27 protein-coding genes are annotated in these 22,224 nt (G+C 32.6%); 9 read left to right on the top strand and 18 right to left on the bottom strand.

Annotation, left to right across the window (positions count from 1 at the left end; all coding sequences use genetic code 11):
• Positions 1–7: 7 nt before the first annotated feature.
• Positions 8–589 carry an adenylosuccinate lyase gene (locus tag V1T75_RS02810; protein WP_330487052.1) on the top strand — a complete coding sequence of 194 codons (582 nt, stop codon included), beginning with the start codon at positions 8–10 and terminating at the stop codon, positions 587–589.
• A 21-nt stretch (positions 590–610) separates the two neighbouring features.
• On the top strand, positions 611–1,576 hold the full coding sequence (locus V1T75_RS02815; protein ID WP_330487053.1) for a hypothetical protein: 966 nt from the start codon (positions 611–613) through the stop codon (positions 1,574–1,576).
• 138 nt (positions 1,577–1,714) lie between these two features.
• Here V1T75_RS02815 and V1T75_RS02820 read toward each other — a convergent pair whose 3' ends face one another.
• Positions 1,715–2,494, bottom strand: a complete 780-nt coding sequence (locus V1T75_RS02820) for a hypothetical protein (protein ID WP_330487054.1) — start codon at positions 2,492–2,494, stop codon at positions 1,715–1,717.
• A 64-nt stretch (positions 2,495–2,558) separates the two neighbouring features.
• Positions 2,559–3,089: a hypothetical protein gene (locus V1T75_RS02825; RefSeq protein WP_330487055.1), complete on the bottom strand. Its 531-nt coding sequence runs from the start codon at positions 3,087–3,089 to the stop codon at positions 2,559–2,561.
• A 267-nt stretch (positions 3,090–3,356) separates the two neighbouring features.
• Between V1T75_RS02825 and V1T75_RS02830 the strand changes: the two genes are divergently transcribed.
• Positions 3,357–3,617, top strand: a complete 261-nt coding sequence (locus V1T75_RS02830) for a hypothetical protein (RefSeq protein ID WP_330487056.1) — start codon at positions 3,357–3,359, stop codon at positions 3,615–3,617.
• A gap of 42 nt (positions 3,618–3,659) precedes the next feature.
• Here the strand turns inward: V1T75_RS02830 and V1T75_RS02835 are convergent, their stop codons facing one another.
• Together V1T75_RS02835 and V1T75_RS02840 are read right to left on the bottom strand one after the other, a co-directional pair.
• A complete protein-coding gene (locus V1T75_RS02835; RefSeq protein WP_330487057.1) occupies positions 3,660–4,499 on the bottom strand; it encodes a sterol desaturase family protein in 840 nt (279 codons plus the stop codon).
• A gap of 44 nt (positions 4,500–4,543) precedes the next feature.
• Positions 4,544–5,059 carry a YkgJ family cysteine cluster protein gene (locus V1T75_RS02840; RefSeq protein WP_330487058.1) on the bottom strand — a complete coding sequence of 172 codons (516 nt, stop codon included), beginning with the start codon at positions 5,057–5,059 and terminating at the stop codon, positions 4,544–4,546.
• Between the two features lie 121 nt (positions 5,060–5,180).
• Here V1T75_RS02840 and argS point away from each other — a divergent pair, with 121 nt between their 5' ends.
• The 4 genes from argS to V1T75_RS02860 all read left to right on the top strand — a co-directional run bounded on the left by argS (position 5,181) and on the right by V1T75_RS02860 (position 9,519).
• Positions 5,181–6,962 (top strand): arginine--tRNA ligase, encoded by a 1,782-nt coding sequence (gene argS, locus V1T75_RS02845; protein WP_330487059.1) that lies wholly within the window; start codon positions 5,181–5,183, stop codon positions 6,960–6,962.
• Between the two features lie 14 nt (positions 6,963–6,976).
• Entirely contained in the window at positions 6,977–7,594 is a 618-nt protein-coding gene (locus V1T75_RS02850) for a hypothetical protein (protein WP_330487060.1), read from the top strand.
• Positions 7,595–7,614: 20 nt separating this feature from the next.
• Positions 7,615–9,003: a dihydrolipoyl dehydrogenase gene (gene lpdA / locus V1T75_RS02855; protein ID WP_330487061.1), complete on the top strand. Its 1,389-nt coding sequence runs from the start codon at positions 7,615–7,617 to the stop codon at positions 9,001–9,003.
• Positions 9,004–9,066: 63 nt separating this feature from the next.
• A complete protein-coding gene (locus tag V1T75_RS02860) occupies positions 9,067–9,519 on the top strand; it encodes a hypothetical protein (protein WP_330487062.1) in 453 nt (150 codons plus the stop codon).
• 751 nt (positions 9,520–10,270) lie between these two features.
• Here V1T75_RS02860 and ettA read toward each other — a convergent pair.
• From ettA to V1T75_RS02925, 13 genes are all read right to left on the bottom strand, one after another.
• Positions 10,271–11,962 (bottom strand): energy-dependent translational throttle protein EttA, encoded by a 1,692-nt coding sequence (ettA, locus tag V1T75_RS02865; protein ID WP_330487063.1) that lies wholly within the window; start codon positions 11,960–11,962, stop codon positions 10,271–10,273.
• Positions 11,963–12,121: 159 nt separating this feature from the next.
• Positions 12,122–12,265 (bottom strand): four helix bundle protein, encoded by a 144-nt coding sequence (locus tag V1T75_RS02870; protein WP_330487064.1) that lies wholly within the window; start codon positions 12,263–12,265, stop codon positions 12,122–12,124.
• Positions 12,266–12,406: 141 nt separating this feature from the next.
• Complete coding sequence (locus tag V1T75_RS02875; protein ID WP_231128403.1) at positions 12,407–12,583, bottom strand: CAL67264 family membrane protein; 177 nt, start codon at positions 12,581–12,583, stop codon at positions 12,407–12,409.
• Positions 12,584–12,720: 137 nt separating this feature from the next.
• Positions 12,721–14,745: an NADPH-dependent 2,4-dienoyl-CoA reductase gene (locus V1T75_RS02880; protein ID WP_330487065.1), complete on the bottom strand. Its 2,025-nt coding sequence runs from the start codon at positions 14,743–14,745 to the stop codon at positions 12,721–12,723.
• 129 nt (positions 14,746–14,874) lie between these two features.
• A complete protein-coding gene (locus V1T75_RS02885; protein WP_330487066.1) occupies positions 14,875–15,348 on the bottom strand; it encodes a hypothetical protein in 474 nt (157 codons plus the stop codon).
• A gap of 187 nt (positions 15,349–15,535) precedes the next feature.
• Complete coding sequence (locus tag V1T75_RS02890; RefSeq protein ID WP_330487067.1) at positions 15,536–15,838, bottom strand: phosphoribosylpyrophosphate synthetase; 303 nt, start codon at positions 15,836–15,838, stop codon at positions 15,536–15,538.
• Between the two features lie 81 nt (positions 15,839–15,919).
• The gene (locus V1T75_RS02895) at positions 15,920–16,357 is read right to left on the bottom strand and encodes a MarR family winged helix-turn-helix transcriptional regulator (protein WP_330487068.1); all 438 of its coding nucleotides are present in this window, start codon (positions 16,355–16,357) and stop codon (positions 15,920–15,922) included.
• Positions 16,358–16,408: 51 nt separating this feature from the next.
• A complete protein-coding gene (locus V1T75_RS02900) occupies positions 16,409–16,657 on the bottom strand; it encodes a glutaredoxin family protein (RefSeq protein ID WP_099216226.1) in 249 nt (82 codons plus the stop codon).
• Positions 16,658–16,750: 93 nt separating this feature from the next.
• Positions 16,751–17,032, bottom strand: a complete 282-nt coding sequence (locus V1T75_RS02905; RefSeq protein ID WP_330487069.1) for a GNAT family N-acetyltransferase — start codon at positions 17,030–17,032, stop codon at positions 16,751–16,753.
• A gap of 2 nt (positions 17,033–17,034) precedes the next feature.
• Positions 17,035–17,466, bottom strand: a complete 432-nt coding sequence (locus V1T75_RS02910; RefSeq protein WP_330487070.1) for a (4Fe-4S)-binding protein — start codon at positions 17,464–17,466, stop codon at positions 17,035–17,037.
• Between the two features lie 17 nt (positions 17,467–17,483).
• Positions 17,484–18,014: an NADPH-dependent FMN reductase gene (locus V1T75_RS02915; protein ID WP_330487071.1), complete on the bottom strand. Its 531-nt coding sequence runs from the start codon at positions 18,012–18,014 to the stop codon at positions 17,484–17,486.
• Positions 18,015–18,425, bottom strand: a complete 411-nt coding sequence (locus V1T75_RS02920) for an OsmC family protein (RefSeq protein WP_330487072.1) — start codon at positions 18,423–18,425, stop codon at positions 18,015–18,017.
• Positions 18,425–18,775 (bottom strand): DoxX family protein, encoded by a 351-nt coding sequence (locus V1T75_RS02925; protein WP_330487073.1) that lies wholly within the window; start codon positions 18,773–18,775, stop codon positions 18,425–18,427. Before V1T75_RS02925 ends, V1T75_RS02920 begins: the two co-directional genes overlap by 1 nt.
• Before the next feature lie 153 nt (positions 18,776–18,928).
• On the opposite strand from V1T75_RS02925, the gene V1T75_RS02930 reads away from it, so the two are divergent.
• Positions 18,929–19,888, top strand: coding sequence for a bifunctional helix-turn-helix transcriptional regulator/GNAT family N-acetyltransferase (locus V1T75_RS02930; protein WP_330487074.1), 960 nt, complete (start codon positions 18,929–18,931; stop codon positions 19,886–19,888).
• An 11-nt stretch (positions 19,889–19,899) separates the two neighbouring features.
• A complete protein-coding gene (locus V1T75_RS02935) occupies positions 19,900–20,277 on the top strand; it encodes a cupin domain-containing protein (protein WP_330487075.1) in 378 nt (125 codons plus the stop codon).
• 179 nt (positions 20,278–20,456) lie between these two features.
• On the opposite strand, the gene V1T75_RS02940 is transcribed toward V1T75_RS02935, so the two are convergent.
• Positions 20,457–22,088: an isocitrate lyase gene (locus V1T75_RS02940; protein ID WP_330487076.1), complete on the bottom strand. Its 1,632-nt coding sequence runs from the start codon at positions 22,086–22,088 to the stop codon at positions 20,457–20,459.
• Between the last annotated feature and the right edge of the window lie 136 nt (positions 22,089–22,224).

Here is a 22,224-nt window from a genome sequence, read left to right on the forward strand (position 1 = left end):
TACCAATATGAGTCTTGATTTTTTAATTTCTGTGTTAGAAAATGTTGATAACCCTGCTAGAGTAAACAGAAATAATGCTGCAAATATTGTATTGACACAACCTGAATTGATAAAATATTTAGTTGATATTACTTTTGATGTTGCTAATAAACTATCTATTAAAGCTGTTTGGGTGCTGGAATGGATTTGTACACATAATGGAATTGAATATATTGTTCCTTATTTGACTGTTTTTACAAACAATATATCTAGAGTACATTTTGACAGTGCTGTAAGACCATGTGCTAAAATTTGTGAGCATTTAGCAACTGCTTTTACCTCAAAAACATCCAATAAAATAAAAGAACAGTTAACAGAAACTGATATTGATTTAATTATAGAAACGGGATTCGACTGGTTAATTACCGACCAAAAAATAGCCGTAAAAGCTTATACTATGAACACTTTATATTTGTTTGGACTGCAAAAAAACTGGGTTCATCCTGAGTTAGAACACCTAATTCGCACCAAAGTGATTCATGAAAGTAAAGGCTGTAAAGCCAGAGGCAAGAAAATATTGGAGTTAATTGAAAAAAGGTCTAATTTTTGATAAGATTAAAAAAACTGCATTATGAGAAAGTTAATCTATTTTTTATTTCTTTTAGGTCTTACTTCATGTAAAAAAGAATTCAACCCTGATAATTTTAAAGGGGTTTGGATGAATATTGATAAAGATAGTTCTTCCTATTACTTACCTTCATTAACTTTTAAAAATGATTCTGTTTACTTAGAAGATATATACACATATGTTTCAAAAGGAAAATTTAAAATATTTAAAAACAAAATAACTTATTACTTAAAAAAAGACACTTTAGTTTATAATTTTTCTTTTAATAATAAAGATTCAACAATCCTTATAAACAATAATAAATATGGCTTCTGGGATGATTATTCTTATAACGATGAATTAATTAATTATGATTTAATAGAAATTCAAAACTTAGACCTAATTACAACTGATTCATTGGTTAGGTTTAATAGTGGGTTTCATATGTTTAAAAGTAGTTCTGGAATCACAACATTAAAATTAAATGATAAAATCACTTCCGATTTTAATGAAATACGACGTTTTGTTTTTGATTCACTTTTTGATATTCCTGTTCCTGTTATCTATATTGGTGATAGAATTGAAACCTCTGATCTTATTAACTCTTATTTCCAACTAGGAAATTTAAGGGCAGCTTTATTAATAACAAATTATGACCCAAAGACAAATTTGTACAATGGTTATTTAGACAAATTTCAATTTTGGAATTCACAAATAGAAAAGCATTATAATTCTGAAACACATTATAAACTACCGAAATCATTAAGTAGAGGTGAATATTTTAGAAATTACACCCCTGACTTAATAGAATTTAAAACTATAAACGATATTGATAAATTAGATAGTTTAAAACCTAACAAAAACTATCTAATCTCTATAAATCCTAAAATTGATTTAGAAAGTTATCTTCTATTAAAAAAAAGACTTTCATATCTCAATAAAGAGAGAAACATAAATTTAAGAACAGAATTTAACCTACACTTAAAATAATTAAAATTTCAATCGTTTTTATAACCTAAAGCTTTATTAACCAATAAAATTAAAAACAATTATAAAACCTCAGAAGAAAAATCTTCTGAGGTTCTTTTATTATTTTACAAGCAACTAAATACGATATCGTTTATTTTATTACCAAGCCCAGCCTGATGTAGAAGAAACTTGGTCGTTCCAAGATTTTTTCCACCACCACCATCCAGACATGGTGTACCACTTAAGGTTCGCTATATTTCTTCCTATATATCCCGTTGGGACATAAAAACCAATTACTTTTCCTCCATAACAAGAGTGCTGATATAAATACACTACTTGTCTTCTGTTGGTAGGTTTTCTTATCAGTAAAGAAGATAGTTGATCATTATTTCCTGACCCTACCCAATGATCTCTGTAATAGTATCTATTCAACCTTCTCATTCCAGTCATTTCTGTACTGTAATACGCATGCTTATAAAAGTAAAAATCTCCTGTTCCATATACATCATAACTACTACATTTTGATGATTTTCCTTCTGTAGCTACTTCATCGCCAGGAAACCCTTCGGCAACCTTTGAAGTATATTTTTTTAAGTCTTCTCCATTATCAAAAACTTTAACTTCTATATCAGTACTTCCTTCTTTTGGATTATCAAAAAATAATGACTTTGGAGCTCGTTCTTCATCTCCAAAAATTTCTTGAGCAAGATCTACATCTCCTCCAGTTTTCAGCACTTCTCCACTTTCTTCGTTGTACACGTAAGTTACCTTAAACTGCTTTCCGTAATAATCGTAGGTGTGATTAATTGTTACGGTGCTTTCTTTAGCTAATTGTACTTCTTCTTTGTTTGATTCATTTTCAATTATATCTTCGCTTTGACAGCTAAAAAGCAATGTAAAACACATCACTGCCATCCATAAAAAATTTTGTTTTTTCATTTTTTCTTATTTTTTGAGATTCTTAGTCTTTGCTAAGAATTCATTCGTTTGATTAGTTAGTTTTTTAATTTTTTACAGGTATTAAAACCTCTCCGTTTTTAAAACGAGAATAATCTACAACGTATTTACCTGCTTGTAAAGTAATATTAGTTTTACCTAATTCCTTTACAATATCATCTCTTAGTGATACGTCTTCTGAAATAATGAAATCTTCTTCTTCTAAACTTCTTGAGAATACTAATCGCAATGATTCACCTTCATTTCTGAATGCTATCACACCATTATCTTCATCGTTATTTCCTTCCATAAGTTTCGAAAAAGTTTCTTTTACTTCTTCTGATGAACCTGAACTTGCATTTCCATATACAAGTATGTCACCATAGTCGTTTTTAAAACATACTCCAGGACCTGTAGTACAAGTGCCTCTACTAAAACGCCAATCCATCACATATACCCATGGTGCGTAATAGGCTCGAGCTTGTTTTACCTCTAAGTTTTTGCTGTTTAACAGTTCACTTGTAGTGTCATCTTTTTGACATGCTTGTAACATCATAAAAGCGACGCCTACAAGTACAAAATTTTGTAGTTGTTTCATAAAATAATAGTTTTCGGGGTTAATTATGAAATCAAATATATACGAACACCACAGCTTAACTATCAGGGGAATTGTTGTTTATACCACAGGAAAAACACCTTTAAAATAAATCTTATGTACTGAACATTTGCTAAGGTTTGCGTGTATTTCAATTTATACCCTCTATAAATCAAGTGTTTATTCCTTTTAAAAATACAGTCGTTAACCTAAAGTTCTTCGCTACTTCGGTTATAGTTTTGCTAACGTTATAAATCAAATTAAAAAATTATGTTGAAAAAAATTTTAAAGTTAAGTGGTGTTCAAAAACTAAACAGTTTAACTCAAAAAGAAATTTCAGGAGGAGGCTCTTTTGGTGGGTATTTAGACGGAGTGGACACGACAACGGATCCTGACAGGTTTCCTTCTGATCCAGTAACTCCAAGTTGGAGATGGAGGTGTCATAATCAAACTAGTAATGGTAATACACCTACCTTTTTTTATTCTTACACCGATTTAAGCTATCGGGGTTACATTTGTTATCCTTTATAATAAGGTAAGAAGTAGAAAAGCAAGCTTAACAGCTTGCTTTTTTTATTTAATTTCCTTTAAATTCGTGGGTTTTCGATATCCTTGAAACGGCTGTTTTAACAACTCTAACAAATCAGAATTCTTTTTCTCATCAGGAAATGTATCTACTCCGTAGACTATTTTTTCTCTATCTAATTCCATATACGTTCCTAATAATCGATCCCAAATAGAAAAGATGTTTCCGTAGTTGGAATCAGTATAAGGTAATAAGTTATGATGGTGCACTTTATGCATATCAGGTGAAACAATCACATAACTTAATATTTTATCTAATCTTTTAGGCATTTTTATATTGGCATGAGTTAGTTGTGTAAACACTAACGACATAGATTGATACAACATGATTATACCTATTGGCGTTCCTACTAAAAAAACACCTAGTAATGTAAATGTAAAACGAATAACACTTTCTATAGGGTGATGTCGGTTTGCTGTGGTGGTATCTACCTTATGATCTGAATGATGTACTAAATGTACCATCCATAAAGGTTTCACTTTATGCTCTACTAAATGTGCTAAATAAGCTCCGAAGAAGTCTAAAAACAACACACCTAACAATACATACAACCCTAATGGCATTTCAGGTAGCCAATTAATGAGTCCAAAATCATTTGCTTGTACCCAGTCCGCTGTTTTAAGTAATACAAAAGCCAAAGCAAAATTGATAATTACCGTAGTAGCAGTAAAAAATAAATTAGGCCATGCATGTTTCCATTTATTATATTTAAAACTAAATAAAGGCACAGCGCCTTCTAACAACCAGAAAAAAGTTATTCCTCCAACTAAAATAATACTTCTATGACTAGAAGGAATCGTTTCAAAATAATGTATAAGGGTTTCCACTATGATATATTTTTCCTAAAAATAGAAAAAATATCTATAACAACTTATTTTTTAGAACTTCCTGATTGAGGTAACCGTTTTTTCAATTCCTCAACTATTCTATAAGTGGCAGGACAAACCTCGGTATTTTTAATTGTTAAATCTGCTATTTGTATAAACTTTTTACGATTGGTATGTGGATATTCAGAACATGCTTTAGGACGCACATCATAAATAAAACATGTATTATCTGATTCATCTAAAAAAGTACACGGAGCAGATTGTAAGACCATGAAATTATCTTCATCTCGCTGTAAATATTGATTGGTAAAATCAATCACCTTCATTTTTAAGTGCTTTGCAATGCGCTCTATATCTTTTTCCGTAAAGATTGGTGAAGTCGTTTTACAACAATTTGCACATGCTAAACAGTCGGTACGTTCAAATTCTTCCTCATGCAATTCTTGCATCAATAAATCTAAACGTTTAGGTGTACGCCTTTTTAATCGTTGAAAGTACTTCTTATTTTCTTGTAAAGCGTCTTTGGCTAATTTTGGTAAGTTTTCAAGGTCTTTATCCATAACGCAAAGGTACGAAAGCACCTTTGAAGTCATACATTATTCTACCTTAAAAAATCATAGGGCAAATCGTGGGAAGAAAAAATTAAAAACACTAATTTTGTGCGACAATTAAAAAGAACCAATGAATATTCAATCGTTAATTGAAGCGAAAGTAAAAGAAGGATTTTTAGCCTTGTATGATGTAGAAATTCCTAGTGTAGAATTTCAAGCAACCCGTAAAGATTTTGAAGGTGACATTACTGTTGTCGTTTTCCCTTTGTTGCGGTACAAAAAAGGAAATCCTGTTCAAATTGGTGAAGACTTAGGAAAATATATAGTTGAAAACATCAACGAAATTACCAGTTACAATGTTGTAAAAGGTTTTTTAAACTTGGTAGTTGACGATTCTTTCTACGTGAACTTTTTTAATCAAATAGCGGCAAATGCTTCGTATGGTTTTGTAACAGAAGACGAAACAGATGCTCGAATGGTAGAGTACTCCTCTCCAAATACCAACAAACCTTTACACTTAGGGCATGTTCGTAATGTATTATTAGGGTATTCGGTTGCTGAAATTTTAAAGGCTGCGGGACATAAAGTGTATAAAACACAAATTATCAACGATCGTGGTATCCATATTTGTAAGTCGATGTTGGCTTGGAAAAAATTTGGAGAAGGTCAAACACCTGAATCAACCGGATTAAAAGGAGATAAACTTGTTGGAAATTACTATGTGAAATTCGATCAAGAGTATAAGAAAGAAATTTCTGAATTAGTTGCCAAAGGAATTTCTGAAGACGATGCTAAAAAGCAAGCTCCTCTTTTTGTTGAAGCACAAGAAATGTTGCGTAAATGGGAAGCTGGAGACAAAGAAGTAGTTTCTCTTTGGGAAATGATGAATGGATGGGTATACAAAGGTTTCGACGTTACTTATGAAAACATCGGAGTTAACTTTGATAAATTATACTACGAAAGTAATACCTACTTATTAGGAAAAGATATTATTGAGGAAGGATTACAAAACGGAGTTTTCTTCCAAAAAGAAGACGGTTCTGTTTGGTGTGATTTAACCGACGAAGGGTTAGATGAAAAACTAGTGTTACGTTCTGATGGAACTGCCGTGTATATGACCCAAGATATTGGAACTGCCATTCAACGTTCTAAAGATTTTCCTGATGTAAACGGAATGGTGTATACCGTAGGTAACGAACAAGATTACCACTTTAAAGTATTGTTCTTAATCTTACAAAAATTAGGGTATTTTTGGGCGAAACAATTATTCCACTTAAGTTACGGAATGGTGGATTTACCTTCAGGAAAAATGAAATCTCGTGAGGGTACTGTTGTTGATGCTGACGATTTAATGGATGAAATGACCAATACGGCTCGTGAAATTTCACAAGAATTAGGAAAGTTAGAAGGCTATTCTACTGAAGAAAAAGAAGAATTGTATACGATTATCGGATTGGGCGCTTTAAAATACTTCATTTTAAAGGTGGATCCTAAAAAGAGAATTTTGTTTGACCCCCAAGCATCGGTAGACTTCCAAGGAAATACAGGTCCGTTTGTACAATATACCTATGCAAGAATTCAGTCTATCTTACGTAAAGCTGATTTCGACTATAGTGGTTCACTCAGCGGAGCCGAAGTGGAATTACACGAGAAAGAAAAAGAATTAATCAAGCAGTTAGAATTATATCCAGAGGTTATTCAGCAAGCAGCGAGTAACTATTCCCCTGCTGTGATTGCTAATTATACCTACGACTTGGTAAAAGAGTTTAACTCATTCTACCAAAACGTATCAATTTTAGGAGAAGAAAATCAAAATAAAAAAATATTTAGAGTTCAGTTGTCAAAAAAGGTGGCTGATACCATAAAATCAGCATTCAAATTACTAGGAATTCAGGTTCCAGAAAGAATGTAAAAAAAGTAGTATTTATGAAAAAAATACTCATTCTAAGTACCCTTAAATTAGTAATTGGCGGAATTATTATTGGTGTTTTCCATCAATATGATTTAGTACTAGCCATTGTATTAGGTCTAAAAATAATTCATTCTATTTACTCTTCAGTAAAAAACAACACCTATAGTCCAATATTTGTTGCTGGACTTGTTTTTACAGGGTTAATGGGGGTTTTAGTAGAGCATTTAGGAACTACTTATAATCATTGGGAATATCACGATGTTACTAGTCAGGTTCCCAAATGGCTATTTTTTGGTTGGGCTGGTGCATTTGTTTTAATGTACAGGATAGAAGTTCAAATATATACTCAGTTCCCAAATTTATCTAATGCTACAAGAAACTCCTTAATTCTTTTAATGGCCTTATTTTTTCCAGCTCTGGGTGAAATGATAGCCATTAATTTAGGAACGTGGACTTATTTTTGGCCATACCAATTATTTGGGGTTCCTTTATTAGCCATAGTTGGTTTAACTTTTATTCATTATTTTACGCATGTTGCCTTTAGCTTCATTAGTAAAAAACTAGGCATTAAAGACGTAGTTTTTAATCCTATACAACCATTAACTGTAATTAATATTGAAAATAAACACTAAACGATAAAACATCTTAAAACATGAAATACGACGTACTAATAATTGGAAGTGGTCCTGGAGGTTATGTTACTGCAATTAGAGCCTCTCAATTAGGATTTAAAACCGCTGTAGTAGAAAAAGAAAACTTAGGTGGAATTTGCTTAAACTGGGGATGTATTCCTACCAAAGCATTATTAAAATCTGCTCAAGTGTATGATTATTTAAAGCATGTTGATGAATACGGTTTAAAAGCTGAAGCTATCGATAAAGACTTCGAAGCTGTGATTAAGCGTAGTCGTGGTGTTGCTGAAGGAATGAGTAAAGGTGTTCAATTCTTAATGAAGAAAAACAAAATCGATATCATCGACGGATTTGGTAAAGTAAAAACAGGTAAAAAAGTAGCTGTTACCGATAAAGATGGTAAGGTAACTGAGTATTCAGCAGACCACATTATCATTGCTACCGGGGCTCGTTCTCGTGAATTACCAAGTTTACCACAGGATGGTAAGAAAGTAATTGGTTACCGTGAAGCCATGAGTTTACCAACACAACCAAAATCAATGATTGTAGTAGGTTCGGGAGCTATTGGAGTGGAGTTTGCACACTTTTATAACGCTATGGGAACAGATGTAACTGTAGTTGAGTTTATGCCTACAATTGTTCCTGTGGAAGATAAAGATGTTTCTAAACAAATGGAGCGTTCTTTCAAGAAAGCTGGAATTAAAGTAATGACTAGTTCTTCTGTTGAAGCTGTTGATACTTCTGGAGATGGAGTAAAAGCAACTGTGAAAACTAAAAAAGGAGAAGAAATTATAGAAGCAGATATCGTTTTGTCTGCTGTTGGAATTAAAACAAATATTGAAAACATCGGTTTGGAAGATGTTGGGATTATTACTGATAGAGACAAAATTTTAGTAAACGATTGGTACCAAACAAACATTCCTGGATACTATGCAATTGGAGATATCACTCCTGGTCCTGCCTTAGCACACGTGGCTTCAGCGGAAGGAATTACTTGTGTTGAAAAAATTGCGGGATTGCATACTGAAGCAATTGACTATGGAAACATTCCTGGTTGTACCTATGCTACTCCTGAAATTGCTTCTGTAGGTTTAACAGAAGAGCAAGCTAAAGAAGCGGGATATGAATTAAAGATTGGTAAATTTCCATTCTCTGCATCTGGTAAAGCAAAAGCAGCGGGGACTCCTGATGGGTTTGTAAAAGTTATTTTTGATGCTAAGTATGGTGAATGGTTAGGATGCCACATGATTGGAGCTGGTGTTACTGATATGATTGCTGAAGCCGTACTAGGTCGTAAATTAGAAACTACAGGTCATGAGGTATTAAAAGCAATCCACCCTCACCCAACGATGAGTGAAGCGGTTATGGAAGCTGTAGCGGATGCTTATGATGAAGTAATCCACTTATAAAATTCTCAAACTTTATATAACTATAACCTCGTCATTTTTGACGAGGTTTTTTTATATTTGAATATGAAAAAAATATGTTCAATATTAGTACTATTATCTTGTCTTTTTTCTTGTAAAACAGAAGAAAAGAAAGCACCTGTAAACCCATTAACAGTTCCTTTTAACGAACGTCCAGTACCTAAGCTTCCTAATACAAATAACACCTCTGTTAATGTTGTTGGAGGTGCACATTACATTTGTCCTAATAAATGTGAAGGGGGAAGCTCTAATACCAAAGGAGCCACTTGCTCTGTTTGTAAAACGCCTCTTGCCCATAACCAAGCGTTTCACAATACCCAAAACAACACTTCTAACACCCCAATAGCAACTCCTGAAACATTACCCACTTCTGGTCCTAATGCTGCTGGACAATATCATTATACTTGTACCAACGGTTGTATTGGTGGGGCTGACGCAGCTGGAAAATGTAATAGTTGTAACGGAGACTTGGCGCATAACGCTGCTTTTCACAATTAAAAATATTTATTGATACAATACCCTTTCAATACAACAACAATAAAGAGTTCTTTTTACCTCAGAAAGAGTAAATAGTTATGCTTAAATTCTAAGAACTAATGTATTTGCTTTCCAATAATCGTACTCATTAAAACAATGAGTAAACATATGAATATGAAAATACAATTACTCCAAAAAAACATGAAAGAGTAAATATAAATGGTCTTGAAATTTATTATGAAGTTTTGGGTAGTTCCTAATACAGGTCACTATGCACATGATGGTGATCATAAGACAGCGTTTTTAAGACTTTCAAAAGCTTTTCTTAAATAATTCAACTGGGCTTCATTTCTTCTAAAAACACATAATTACCTTACATTTATTAAGGTTTTTATAAAGTTTACTTTTGACTTAATACATAAATTTATAAATATGTTAAAAAATATTTCAAACATCGGGCTTGTCTTAAAAGCATCTGAACAAAAATATTTTGTTAACATATTACTTGATAAACCCTCTTCAAAACACTAAAAACTAAACATTTAACAATTAAACCAATCTTTAATTACAATTTTTTAATTAAAAACATGTTTTGTTTGTTTTTTCGGCATAATAATTGCGATTAAAATATCATTAACATAATCTATTATACTATGGAAAACTATCTACTAAACAGTTTTGCATTGGGGGGGGACAATTGTTATAGAAAAAGAAAAAACTCGAAGCTGCTAACTTCGAGTTTTATTGTTATTACGATATTTCTTTCCTATTTTTATCTAATTAGTTTCTTGTACTTGATACGTTTAGGCATTAAATCTCCTCCTAAACGCTTCTTCTTGTTTTCTTCATAATCAGAGAAAGAACCTTCAAAGAAATACACTTGACTATCACCTTCAAAAGCCAAGATATGCGTACAAATACGATCTAAAAACCATCTATCGTGTGATATTACAACAGCACAACCTGCGAAATTCTCTAAACCTTCTTCCAGAGCTCGTAAAGTATTTACATCTAAATCATTGGTAGGCTCATCTAATAACAACACATTTCCTTCTTCTTTTAACGTCATAGCTAAATGCAAACGGTTGCGTTCTCCTCCTGATAAGGTTGCTACTTTTTTATTTTGCTCGCTACCAGAAAAATTAAAACGACTTAAATAAGCTCTCGAATTTACTTGTTTACCTCCCATCATCACTAAATCCTGACCTTCAGAGAAGTTCTCCCAAATAGATTTTTCAGGGTCAATATTTGAATGTGATTGGTCTACATACGCAATTTTAGCTGTTTTTCCAACTTTAAAACTTCCTGCATCTGGTGTTTCCTCTCCCATAATCATTCTAAAAATGGTGGTTTTACCTGCTCCATTCGGACCAATAATCCCCACAATTCCCGCCTGTGGAAGGTTAAATTCTAAGTTTTCATACAATAACTTATCTCCATAAGCCTTAGAAACCCCAGTAGCTTCGATTACATTCGTTCCTAAACGTGGACCATTAGGAATGTAAATTTCTAACTTTTCTTCCGTTTGCTTTTGGTCTTGGCTCATTAACTTTTCATAGTTCTTCAAACGTGCTTTTTGCTTTGTTTGACGACCTTTTGCTCCTTGACGCACCCATTCTAACTCTCGTTCTAATGTTTTTTGACGTTTAGATGCTGTTTTACTTTCTTGCGCTAAACGTTGTGATTTTTGATCTAACCAAGATGAATAGTTTCCTTTCCATGGAATACCTTCTCCCCTATCTAACTCTAAAATCCAACCAGCAACATTATCTAAGAAATAACGGTCGTGTGTTACTGCGATTACCGTTCCTTTGTATTGTGCTAAATGATGCTCTAACCAATGCACCGATTCTGCATCTAAGTGGTTAGTAGGCTCATCTAATAGTAAAATTTCTGGTTCTTGTAATAATAAACGACATAAGGCTACACGACGACGTTCACCTCCAGATAGTACTCCTATTTTCTTATCTCCTTCCGGCGTACGTAACGCATCCATCGCTATTTCTAACTTGGTATCTAATTCCCATGCGTTAGAAGCATCAATTTTATCTTGTAGTTCAGCTTGACGATCCATTAATTTTTGCATCTTATCTGCATCAGAATATACTTCCTCTAAACCAAACATGTCATTTATCTTGTTGTATTCATCTAAAATAGCAACAGTTTCTGCTGCTCCTTCTTTAACAACTTCTAAAACAGTTTTGTTTTCGTCTAACTGTGGTTCTTGTTCTAAATACCCAACTTTATAACCTGGTGAAAACGTAACCTCTCCTTGGTAGTTTTTTTCTACTCCAGCTATAATTTTTAATAAGGTAGATTTACCTGAACCGTTTAAACCTAAAATACCAATTTTAGCTCCATAAAAGAAACTTAAATAAATATCTTTTAAAACTTGTTTCCCTGTACTTTGGTAGGTCTTAGAGACCTTATTCATTGAAAAAATGACTTTTTTATCGTCGCTCATTTGTTTTATTGTTTATAGTTTGTTGTTTGGAGTTTATAGTTTTTTTGGATACGATTTTCTGTTAAATTTTTGTCCTTTGATATCTGAATTCCTAAGTTAATACGTAAAAGCTCTATTAGGATTGTGATTTTAGTCCTCTTTCCGAACCTTTTGCATAACTTAAAAATTATGAAACTCACGATTTCCATCTCTATCAAAACCTTCTGCAATACTATCCATTATTGACCTAAAACTCCTTTCTATTTGATCTTTTAAGCTATAATTTCTTTGATACGTTAGATTTTTGAAAAAGTTCTTCAACATATTGACAAATCAACCTTCCTCTTTGCCAAACCTCTAAATCTTCAAACTTTTCAATCTTTCCCATAATTTGGTTTTATAATTTCATGATTTGAAGTTTGATTAGAACTTACCAACAAATAAACTACAAACCATAAACTTATTTTAAACTCTTCCTTTTAAGGCATTAAACACCCATGCATTTGCAAAAAAACCTAAACCAACAGCACCAAAGCCATACCCTGCTATTTCATCATATTTAAATACTGCTAATCCAATAAGTAAAATCCCCATTAATACCATTATAAGCGTTGCCCAACCTAGGACAGTGTTTTTGTTCATTGCCATAATTTACTTTTTTCAATAAAATGTGAGCTACAAATATCGGTAATTATTTAGACTTATTCACTGTAGTTTTGTGCATAAAAAAAGTCTTACCAATGCAAGACTTTTTTAGTGATTTTAAATTTATATACATACTAGAGTTCAGCAGCTAACCTGCTTCCTTGGTTTATGGCTCTCTTAGCATCTAGCTCAGCCGCTACATCTGCACCTCCAATTACATGAACCTTCATTCCTTTAGCTTCTAACGGCTCTAATAATTCTTTAAATGGAACTTGACCCGCACATATAATCACATTATCAACAGGTAATACTTTTGGTTCTTCATTTTGAACATAGTGCAATCCTTCATCATCTATTTTTGTATACTGAACTTCATTTATGAATTGTACTTTTTTTCTTTTTAACACTGAACGATGAATCCATCCCGTAGTTTTACCTAAATTTCCTCCAAACTTTCCGGAACTACGTTTAAACATAAATATATCTCTAGATGAAGGATGAATTTTAGGAGCAACTCCTTCTATTCCAGCACGTGCCTCTAATGTTTTATCAATACCCCATTCTTCTAACCAAGCATCTATATTTAAAGAAGTACTTTCTCCTTCATGAGCTAAGTATTCTGAAACGTCGAAACCAATTCCTCCTGCTCCAATAACTGCAACGCGTTTACCTACGGGTTTCTTTAATTTTACAACATCTATATAACTCAGTACTTTTTCATGTTCAACTCCTTCTATTCTTGGGGTTCTCGGTGTAATCCCCGTTGCTAAAACAACCTCATCAAAATTACCATTGTATAAATCTTCAGCAGTAACCCTCGTATTTAACTTTACATTTACCTTGTGCAATTCTAATTGCTTATTAAAGTAACGAATGGTTTCATAGAACTCTTCTTTTCCTGGAATTTGTTTTGCTATATTAAACTGACCTCCAGTTTCTTTATCGGCATCAAATAAGGTTACATCATGTCCTCTTTGAGCTGCTACCGTTGATGCTGCTAAACCAGCTGGTCCTGCCCCTACAACTGCTATTTTCTTCTTTTTTGATACAGGATTATAGTTTAACTCTGTTTCATGACATGCTCTTGGGTTTACCAAGCAGCTTGCTACTTTTTTCTGAAAAGCATGGTCTAAACAAGCTTGATTACAAGCTATACAAGTGTTTATTTCATCTGCTCTTTCTTCTTTTGCTTTGTTTACCCATTCTGGATCCGCTAAAAACGGACGTGCCATTGAAATCATATCTGCATGTCCTTCTGCCAAAACTTTTTCAGCAGTATCCGGCATATTTATTCGATTAGAAGTAACCAATGGAATAGATAATTCTTCTTTCATTTTTTTAGTTACCCAAGTAAATGCAGCTCTAGGTACTGAAGTTGCAATAGTAGGAATTCGTGCTTCATGCCAACCAATACCTGTGTTGATAATAGTAGCTCCTGCTTTTTCTATTTCTTTTCCTAATTGTACTACTTCTTCCCAAGAACTTCCTTGTTCTACCAAATCTAACATTGATAAACGATAGATAATGATAAAATGCTCACCAACTGCTTCTCTAATTTTTCGAACTAACTCTACTGCTAAACGGGTTCTGTTTTCATATTTCCCTCCATAATCATCGGTTCTTTTATTAGTTCTTGTTACTATAAACTGATTGATTAAATAGCCTTCAGACCCCATGATTTCAACTCCATCATATCCTGCCTCTTGCGATAATTTCGCACAGTTAACAAAATCTTTTACTGTTCTTCGTATTCCTGATTGCTTTAATGCAAAAGGCGTAAAAGGAGTTATTGGTGATTTTATTTTTGAAGGTGCTACGTTAAATGGATGGTATCCATAACGTCCTGAATGCAATATTTGCATACATATTTTACCTCCTTCTTTATGCACTGCTTCTGTAATTACTTTGTGTTCACGGGCATGCTTTTTTGTACTCATACGAGCAGAAAAAGGCGCTGTCCACCCTTGAATATTAGGAGCTATTCCTCCTGTAACTATCAAACCTACTCCTCCTCGTGCACGTTCTGCATAATATGCAGCGATTCGTTCTATTCCATTTTTCTCTTCTTCTAAACCAGTATGCATAGAACCCATTAACACTCGGTTTTTTAAAGTAGTAAAACCTAAATCTAATGGCTCAAAAATATGTTTGTATTTCATTGTTGTATTTTTATAAAGTATTATGCACGCATAACAAATGGCAAGATACATATTTTTATCATATGTTTTTCATATAAAAAAGACCTCATACTTCTGTATAAGGTCTTTTAGAAATACCTGTTTATTCTATTACCACCAAATGATTATAATCAAACCATTTGAACATATTATTATGATAATAATTCTTACTTTAGTTCCATCATTTAGTTCAGCTTCAAACCTATAAACTGGTTGCCTTTCATACGCATGTGGTACTTGTATTACATTACCATCCTTCATTCTGTGTTCTGCTAAACCAATACCTGAAAATTCATCTTTTACAATGCGGTAACTTTTTAAATCTTCTTTTTTAAGGTTTCCTTTTTCTAAAAATAGATCTAAGGTAGGTTCTTTTACTCCTCCTGGATTCATTGGGTATTCATCCGCTTTAACTATTCCGTAGTCTTCATGGTAATCTAATCTTAAATCATCTGTGGATTTTGCAGCTTTAGCCTCTACGGTTTCTGTTTGAGCTTCGTCTGATAATACAGTTTCTTCGTTTTGACATGATGTAAATACCATGAAAAAGATACTTGCAAACATTAGGGTTTTTAAAGTTTTCATAAAATATTAGTTTGGGTTAATTAATTAGCCCAAATATATCTTACCACTATTTAGAAAGTTGTAGGCAAAAGGTTATTTATTACATAAGGAAAACCCTTTTATTTTATAAGGTGATTAGCTCTTTTTAAACAATTTTTGGTTACATAAAAAAGAGAAATTCAAAAAAATTTGTCTTTTTATTTTTATGTTAATGAACTATTTTTAGTTTTTGAATCATTTTTGGAGAAAGAGAATTAGCATACACTCCATAAGCATCTACTAACACCCCTTTACCGCCTGTTTGGGTTTGAATTGCATATACAACAGAGTTGTCACCTGCACTGCTCATTCCTTCAAATCGATATACTTCTACTATCTCAAAGAAATCTGGCGGAAAAATTTCTTTAGTATTTTTACTCTCTATTTCCTTTTCTTTCAGGTTAAAATCAAGAGTAAACCCTCTTTTTTGCAAATCTTTTAATGCTTCTGAAAGTGTATCGTATGTATGCATGACTTATATCTTTTCACTTTCTAAAAAGATACAATATTTAAACTAGATTTCCTATTTATTTAATAATAAGCACAAATTTAATTATCTTATTTTATCCAGTAACTTACTAAGTTGTGTGGCTTCTTCTTCTGTTAAATTATCAATAAAATCTAAATGCAATTTATCATCTATTGTTTTTAAAAGCTTTTTTCCCTGTTGGGTAATACTTATATAAACCACTCTTCTATCATCTTCACATCTTTCACGCTCAATTAAATTTTTCTCACATAATTTATCCATTAATCTTGTGGCGTTCGGAGCTCGTTCAATCATTCTATCTTTAATTGTTTGAACTTTTATTGCTTTTCTTGCTCCTCTTAAAATACGAAGAATATTAAATTGTTGTGGCGAAATGCTATACTGCTTAAAAAACTCATTCTCTTTACTGTTTATCCAGTTAGCAGTATATTTAATATTGATAAATGCTTTGATTTTATTATTTGGAAATTTTGAATTGATGTCTTTTGAAATATCTCCCATTGCTTCGGTAATTAGCTGTTAGCTATTAGCCCTTTTTTATTAAAATTAAGATTATCCTTTTAACTTTAAGTCTTGCATTAATTTGTTAAAAGTATCCGATGATGGTGTTAAGTACACTTCTTCATCAACAAATAATGTTGGATATTTTACTTGACCATCATACAATTCTTTAGTATGCTCCTTTGCTTCATTATCAACAGAAACGTCTTTGTATTCAAATGGTACTTCTGCCGATTTTAGAAAGTTTTTATATGCAACTGTATGTGCATGTCCTTTTCTACCGTATAAAACTATCTTCATTTTAACCTCCTTATTTTAAATACAAAAATACAAAACACACATTTATGTACCAAGGAATATAAATTCTTTACAAATACTGAAAAGGAATTTTGTTTATGCTAAAACATCTGAATATTCAGGTTTTTTATCAAAAACTGATTTAGCAAATGGGCATAATGGAAGTATTTTGATGTTTTTATTTCTAGCAAACTCTACCGAGGCTGCTACCAACTTATATCCTGCTCCTTTTCCTCTTAAAGCATCTCCAACTTCAGTATGATCTATAATTAGTTTATCATTACCTGCCCAAGTATACGTCATTAAAGCAACACTATTTCCTTCAACTTCAATATAAAACTCTCCTTTTTTATCGTTGTCTTTTTGCTGTACTTTCATAGTTATCCTTTAAACTCAACTTTTACATGTGTGCCATCACAATAGGGTTTGTTATGAGACGCTCCACACCTGCAAAAAGCCGTTGTTTTATTTTTCTTTTCTGTCGTACCGTCTGGATTGGTTACCTGCAAAGTTCCGTAAATTAATAAAGGACCATCTTCTAATGCTTCTACCTTAGTTTCTGTATGAGCTGCTGCTTGATTCCCTTCTCTTTTTGAAATATATGATAGCGCTCCTGATGGGCATTCTTCTACTTGCTTTTTAATTCTTTCTGTAGTTGCTCCATCCATATTAACCCAAGGTCTATTTTGCGGATTGAAAACCTGTATCAAACCTTTCCAACACTTTTTTGAGTGGATACACATGTTTGGTTTCCAAATTACGGTAATATCTTCATTACTGTATTTTTTTACGATTTCCTTTGCTTCTGACATACTATTAAATTTTATGTTTATACTGCTTTTTGGAAAGTTGTAACTGCCTCTTTTATTTTTTTATTAAACTCCTCATTTACAACCCTTCCGTCATTAAAGTTATCATAAAATTTTGGTAAAGAAAAATCTGTTATGACATTTGCTCCCATATGGGGAAATCCGTTTTTGGCTATGGCCATAGAAGATGCTCCTCCTCTCCCTCCGGGCGAGGTAGATAATAATAACACAGGTTTGTTATGCCATACTTTTTGTTCTATACGCGACATCCAATCTATTATATTTTTAAATGCGACCGTAAAGTTTCCATTATGTTCTGCCAACGATACAATTATTCCGTCTGCTACAATGATTTTTTCTAGAAATTTTGCTGCATTTTCAGGAATCCCGTCTTCCATTTCTTTATCTATCCCATAAATAGGCAATGGATAATCACTTAAATCTAATACCGAAACTTCTATTCCTTCTAATAAACTAGAAGCATATGTTACTAATTGTTTGTTTATTGATTTGTTACTATTGCTTCCTGCGAAAGCGATTATTTTCTTCATCTATGTGGTTATTTTTGAATCTATTTCGGTTTCCCCTTTTACCATTTTAGCTACTGGACATTTACCAGCTATCTCTAATAGTTTAGTTCGCTGCTCATCTGTAACTTCTTTTTCGAATGAAATTTCTTCTACTAATGTTTTTTTAATTCCTTCAGAAGTTAATTGTTCTTTTTGACTAACATTTACCGTAACTTTTCCTAAGTCCCACCCTTTTCTCTCTGCATACATTCTCAAAGTAATGGATACACATCCGCCAATTGCCGTGAGTAAGTATTCTACTGGAGTCGGTCCGTTGTCATCTCCTCCTTTATCTATAGGTTCATCAATAACAGCAAAATGATTTCTCATTTTACTTTCTGCCAAATAATTTCGATTCGTTAAGGTTACTGTTGCTGTTGGGTTATTACTCATTATATTTTTTTACTATAAATATACGAAACTATTAATAGTATCATCGCTACAAATGCTCCTGTTTGTTCTCCATCACCCACCATAAAATGAGCAAAAAAAGCTAGAATAAACGCGAAGAAAAAACCAGCATATGCCCATTCGTTTAAAAAGTTCCCTCTAAAAAACCACAACGCTACTAAACCCAATAATTTGGCTACTGCATACGGATAAATAATATACGTTGGATACCCAAATGTTGTAAACATTTTTGCTACTTCTGCATGATTAAAAAAATACATACCAGCTGAAAAAAACATTAACAATGTTAATAATCCTGTAGCTACATAAAAAATAATTTTAGCTTTTTTCATTTTTTCTTGTTGTTAAAATTCACTTACAAATATATAAAAATATTTTATTATTTTCCATGGTATATATTATCTAGGTATTTATTAAGTTAAAACTATTTTAATTCAAAAAAAATATATACATTTGTATTTATATAAGCACTTATATAATAATACATGGATGCACTTAAAGGATTAGGAGAAATTGGGTTAGGCTCTAGGTTAAAAAGAACTAGCGAATACATGATGCGTGAAACACAATTGGTGTACAATGAGTTTAATATTGATTTTGACCCTTACCTATTCCCTACTTTTAAAATTATAAAAAACAAAAATGGTGTTACCAATACTGAAATTACCAACAGTTTAAATACATCGCAGCCTGCTACAACGCAAGCTATTAATAAACTTTACAAAAAGGGACTCATTAGCTTCAAAGAAAACAAATTAGACAAGCGAAAAAAAGTTGTTTTTGTTTCTAACAAAGGAAAGGAACTCATAGAGAATGTGACTCCTATTTGGAACAGTATTGAACACATCATTAAAAAGTACACAAACATTAAGTCTGAATCACTAACCGAACTTATAAATGAACTAGAGACTAAGTTCAATGAAAAATCTTTCAGTGAAGCTATTATAGAACACATAAAAATGAATACGACACAAAACGCAGTAACAATTACCACATTTAAAGAAGAGTATAGTACTTCTTTTTATGAATTGAATATAGAATGGTTACAAACATTTTTCTATGTAGAACCTTATGATGAGGAAGTTTTAAGCAATCCTCACAAGTATATTATTGACAAAGGAGGACACATTTTCTTTGCTAAATTAAATAATGAAGTTGTGGGTACTGTTGCTTTAATGCCGATGAGCGAACCTAATGTTTATGAATTAACAAAAATGGCTGTTTCACCAAAACACAGAGGTTACAAAATAGGACAACAGCTCATGCAGCATTGTATTGATTTTGCAAAAGACAAGCAGTTTGATAAATTGGTTTTATACTCAAATACAAAACTTGAAAACGCTATTTACATTTATAGAAAATTTGGTTTTTTAGAAATTCCTGTGGAAGAAGGTTGTCCTTACGAACGTTGTAACATTAAAATGGAACTGAAAACAAAGTCTTGATAATTTACGATATGGATACAACTCTAACAATTAACATCCTACAGGAAGCTGAAAAGTTAAAAGAATATTTTTCTCCTAAAATAATTTCTGAGGTTAACAATGAATATGTTAAACTCGCCAAAATTAAAGGAGAAGACATCCCATGGCATAATCACAAAAATGAAGACGAGCTTTTTTATATTATTAGCGGAAACCTTTTAATGGAACTAGAGAACCAACCAAGTTTTAGGATGAAAAAAGGCGATTTATTTGTGGTTCCCAAAGGTGTAAATCACAGAGTTAGCTCTTCGGAAGATTGTTTAATTATGCTTATTGAAACTAAATCTACCAAACATACTGGTGATCTAATAACTCCTATTACGAAATCTATTGATACTCAAAAATATTAAAGCTATTATTAAAAATGAAAAAGCTCTCTTAAAAAAGAGAGCTACTACTTCAAAATAAAATTTACAACTGCTAATTATAAATTTATACTGTTAAATTGGCAAGTAAAATTCCCGCTATGTAAACAAACAATTGAAACAAACCAAACATAACGGGAAGTTTACAAACAACTAAGATTTTTTTATACAGCTACTGCACTTTCTTCTTCTAGTCTTTTGTCTTTTGCTCCTGCTTCAAACTGATTAGACGTATTCTTTTCTCCACTGGCTTTTAACGCTTTATCTCCTGCGAAAAATGTTTTGTGATCGTCTCCTAAATCAGAACCTGCCATACGCTGATGTTTTACACACGATACTCCTTTTCTAATTTCTTGTCGTTGTACTCCTCTTACATACGCTAACATTCCATCTTCACCAAAATAACCTTCTGTTAAATCGTTCATATGTAGTGCTGTTGTATGATATGTTGGTAAGGTGATTAAATGATGAAAAATACCTGCTTCCCTTGCTCCATCTATTTGGAATGTACAAATTTTCTCATCAGCTAATTGACAAAGCTGTGAACCATCGTAAGCCACATCCATTAAATTATTTCTGTCATACATTGAAACATCATATCCTTGTATTGCCATTTCATCATATGCTTGATTACGGAAGTTTAACGTCCAGTTAAACGATGGTGAATTGTTGTATACCAATTTCGCATTTGGTACTACAGCTCTTACTCTATTTACCATATTTGCTATTTGCCCTACATGAGGCGTAGGCGTTTCAATCCATAACAAATCGGCTCCATTTTGTAAGCTTGTAATACAATCTAGTACTACCCTATCAATATTTGTTCCTTCTCTAAACTTATACAAACCGTTTGCTAAACGTACAGGACGTACTAATTTTCCATCACGTTTTAGTAGTACATCATCTTCTCTTGCTTCATCAATCGTAATTTCTTCCGCTTCTACAAATGCTAAGTATTGAGAGGCTAAATCTCCCGGTTCTTGACTTACGGGTAATTTTTGAGTTAATCCCGCTCCTTCCGAATCGGTTCTTGCTACAATAACCCCATCCTCTACTCCTAACTCTAAAAAGGCATATCGAATTGCATTAAGCTTTGCTATAAAATCTTCATGTGGCACGGTTACTTTACCATCTTGATGTCCGCATTGTTTAGCATCTGAAACTTGATTTTCTATCTGGATAGCACAAGCACCAGCTTGAATCATTTTTTTAGCTAACAAATACGTAGCTTCTTCATTTCCAAAACCTGCATCAATATCAGCAATAATTGGAACTATATGTGTTTCGAAATTATCAATCTCACTCTGTACATCTTCTCCGTTTTCTAACCTTCTAAATAAATCGTTTAATTCAATGGCATCTGCTTGACGTAGAAAATCATAAATCTCCTCAATTAACGTAGGAACTGCTGTTTTTTCATGCATCGATTGATCTGGTAATGGACCAAACTCTGAACGCAATGCAGCTACCATCCATCCTGAAAGATATAAATAACGTTTACTTGTTGTTTTGTGATGTTTTTTTACTGCAATCATTTTTTGTTGTGCCACGAATCCGTGCCAGCACCCTAGAGACTGTGTATAATTAGATGAATCTGCATCGTAAGCTGCCATATCTTCTCGCATGATTGTAGCGGTATATCTGGCGATATCTAAACCAGTTTTAAAACGGTTTTGCGCTACCATTCTAGCAGCATTTTCTGGAGAAACTGAGTTCCAAGTTGTCCCGTACTTTTTCTTTAATTCTTTTACAGTTTGTAAAGCAGAACTATAATTAGCGTGTGCTAAATTTTTCATAATTTTGTAATTGATAAGGTTATTAATTTTTATTGATAGCTAGCCCTCTTAAATGTTGCCGCATTTTTGGGGGCTTTTTCTCGATAATCGAGATTTAAATATTTTAAGTTTAGTCTTTAATTTAAAATGCTTTGCT

The sequence above is a fragment of the Tenacibaculum sp. FZY0031 genome (genome assembly GCF_036350695.1).
In the GTDB taxonomy this organism is placed as follows: domain Bacteria; phylum Bacteroidota; class Bacteroidia; order Flavobacteriales; family Flavobacteriaceae; genus Polaribacter.